Annotated in this window: 3 protein-coding genes and 1 pseudogene; 1 reads left to right on the forward strand and 3 read right to left on the reverse strand. The window is 71.1% G+C overall.

All coding sequences use genetic code 11. The features are described from left to right. The 3 genes and pseudogenes from GT030_RS17990 to GT030_RS18000 form a co-directional block, all read right to left on the reverse strand. Positions 1-226 (reverse strand): annotated as a pseudogene (locus GT030_RS17990) (hypothetical protein); the annotation flags it as partial. Between the two features lie 111 nt (positions 227-337). Then, entirely contained in the window at positions 338-646 is a 309-nt protein-coding gene (locus GT030_RS17995) for a hypothetical protein (RefSeq protein ID WP_003991275.1), read from the reverse strand. Between the two features lie 298 nt (positions 647-944). Then, positions 945-1,553, reverse strand: coding sequence for a TetR/AcrR family transcriptional regulator (locus tag GT030_RS18000; protein ID WP_161201961.1), 609 nt, complete (start codon positions 1,551-1,553; stop codon positions 945-947). A 98-nt stretch (positions 1,554-1,651) separates the two neighbouring features. Between GT030_RS18000 and GT030_RS18005 the strand changes: the two genes are divergently transcribed. Beyond that, positions 1,652-2,593: an oxidoreductase gene (locus tag GT030_RS18005; RefSeq protein WP_161201962.1), complete on the forward strand. Its 942-nt coding sequence runs from the start codon at positions 1,652-1,654 to the stop codon at positions 2,591-2,593. Positions 2,594-2,894: the final 301 nt, after the last annotated feature.

Raw genomic sequence — 2,894 nt, forward strand, 5'->3', positions numbered from 1 at the left:
GGTGGGCGGCGCCCTTGGGGGAGCCGTCCGCCGGGGAAGAGGAGTTGTCGCGGTTGGCGAAGGCGATGGCTGCGATGAGGAGGACGACGACGCCGACGACGGTGATGAGGCTGCGGGATGAGGAGCGGGGGGTGCGGCGCGGGGCGCCGCCGTAGGGGTCGCCGCCGGGCAGGTGGGTGCGGGTGTGCCCGGTGTCGGGGTAACCGTGTTCGCCTGAGGTGCTCATGCCGCGCCCGCCCTCTCCGCCTCGTGTTCATACGACGGTAGCCGGGCTGGTCCTCGCGCGGGCGCGGTGTGGTGACTGGACATCAGGGAAACGCGACCTCGAGTCCGGGCGTCAGACGGCCATGCCGTACACGATGGTGAACAGCGTGCCGAGGGAGCCGATGATGAAGACCCCGGTGAGGCCCGCGATGATGAGTCCCTTGCCCTGTTCCGCGCTGAAGGTGTCCCGCAGCGCGGTGGCGCCGATGCGCTGTTTGGCCGCGCCCCAGATGGCGATGCCGAGGCAGAGAAGGATGGCGACGGCCATCACGACCTCGATCATCACCTTCGCTTCGTTGCCCAGGCTGCCGAAAGGCCCCCAGTCCGGAGCGATCCCGCCGATGATGGTGTTGATGTCTCCCTTGTCGGCCGCAAAGAGCATGTAAGTCACCGCCCCTGGTGGGTAGTTGTGCCGCTCCTCTGCGGTGTGCAGAGGTCAGGTCTCATTGTCGCCGACAACGTCGCCGTCGTATGTCGACTTGGCGGCATTCACAGGCGGGTCTCGTACATTTGGCGCGTACGGTCACTCTGTGTATCACGGCAGGTCACGCCGGGCAATGACGCGGGTGCGAAACCTGTGGTGTGGCTTCGTCGTTGAGCTCTCTTACGGCCCTTCCGTCCCCCGCACGGTTTCTGACGGCCGGTCGGGTGAGACGTCGAGACGATGTTCTCACGCGGCGTCAGCGCGGCTTGAGCCCGTGCAGCAGCAGGTGGACGTGGGTGTCGAGACCGGCCATCGCCTCCTCGGCGTCCAGCGCGCAGCCGGCGATGAGGGCGGCGAGGCCGTGCAGGCTGGCGGCGGCGACCAGGGTGATGCGCTCGGGGTCGCCCTGGACGATCTCGCCGCGTTCCTGCGCGCGGGCGAAGGTACGGGTGAGGGAGCCGAGGGACTGGTCGACGGCGACGGCGAGCCGGCCGGAGCTGTCGGGTTCGTGCTTGCGCGCGAACATCAGCTCCAGCAACTCCGGGTTTTCGACGGCGAAGCCGAGGTAGGCCCGCGCGAGGGCGGTCAGGCGCTGCTCGAAGTCCGCCTCGGGGGTGTCGGCGGCCGCGGCGGTGAGGGCCTGGTTCAGGCGCTCGTAGCCGGCGAGGGCGAGAGCGTCGAGGAGGGCCTGCTTGTCCTTGAAGTGGCGGCCGGGGGCGGCGTGGCTGACGCCGGTGGCGCGGGCCAGCTCGCGCAGGGAGAGAGCGGCGGCCCCCTTCTCGCGCAGGGTGCGCTCGGCGCTCTGGAGCAGGGCGGCGCGCAGGTCGCCGTGGTGGTACGGGCGGCTGGTGGGGGTGCGCGGCATGGGGGTCATGGTATCCCGATGTTGTCGGCGCCAGCTTTGTTGACGGTGACTGCATTGTTGTCGTTGACATCATTGTTGGCGTTGCCTACATTGAGGCCATGGCCGAGACGAGTGAAGCGCGCACCGCGCGCCAGTGGAATGTGGACCGTCTGCCCGATCTGAGCGGCCGTACGGCCGTGGTGACCGGTGCCAACAGCGGGATCGGCTTCATGGCCGCCGCCGCGCTGGCGCGGGCCGGGGCCCATGTGGTGTTCGCGGTGCGGGACCTGGCGCGCGGCGCCGCCGCGGCGGGGCGGGTGAGCGGCAGCACCGAGGTGCGCCGTCTGGACCTGGCGGACCTGGACTCGGTACGGGAGTTCGCGGCCGGCTGGGACCGCCCGCTGGACCTGCTGGTCAACAACGCGGGCGTGATGATGCTCCCCGAGGGACGGACGAAGCAGGGCTTCGAGACCCAGTTCGGCACCAACCACCTCGGCCACTTCGCCCTGACCAACCTGCTGCTGCCGCACCTCACCGACCGTGTGGTGACCGTCTCCTCCGGGCTGCACCGGGGCGGGGACGGCCGGATCAGCTTCGACGACGTCAATCTGCGCGGCCGCTACACCCCGACCCGCGCCTACGCCCAGTCCAAGCTGGCCAACCTCCTGTTCACCCTGGAACTCCAGCGGCGCCTCACCGAGGCGGGGTCCGGGGTGCGCGCCCTCGCCGCCCACCCCGGCTACGCGGCGACCAACCTCCAGAGCCACGCCGCGAACCCGCTGGCCCGCCTCTTCATGGGCGTCGGCAACAAGGTGTTCGCCCAGGACGACAAGGGGGGCTCCCTGCCCACCCTGTACGCCGCCACCCAGGACCTGCCCGGCGCGTCGTACGTCGGCCCCGGCGGCCTCGGTGAGATGCGCGGCGCCCCCGCGCTGGTCGGCCGGAGCGCGGCGGCGAGCGACCCGGAGGCGGCCCGGCGGCTGTGGACGCTCTCCGAGGAGCTGACCGGCGTCACCTGGGGGCTCACGGCGCCCGCGACCAGCGGGGTTGACAAAGTGTGACCGCACAACGGGCGGAGGGTGACCGGCGCCGGTAGGTTGGACGGCACTCCGGCCGACGGCGGGTGAGTACCGGGAACGGTTCACAGGAAAATCTCAGCGACGGCCGGGCAGGTTTCTCACCCTATGGGGACAGAGTGAGGACTGATGAAGCGCAGCGCACGCAACCCGGTCACCTCGCGGCCCGCCCTGCTCGGCGCGGTCGTGATGCTCGCCCTCACCTCGGCCTCCGTCGCGGCCGCCGACGACGGGCGCGGCCCGCTCGAGGTGACCGTCACCGCGCCCGCCGACGCGCGGACCGCCC

The sequence above is a fragment of the Streptomyces sp. SID1328 genome (assembly GCF_009865595.1).
In the GTDB taxonomy this organism is placed as follows: domain Bacteria; phylum Actinomycetota; class Actinomycetes; order Streptomycetales; family Streptomycetaceae; genus Streptomyces; species Streptomyces griseoluteus.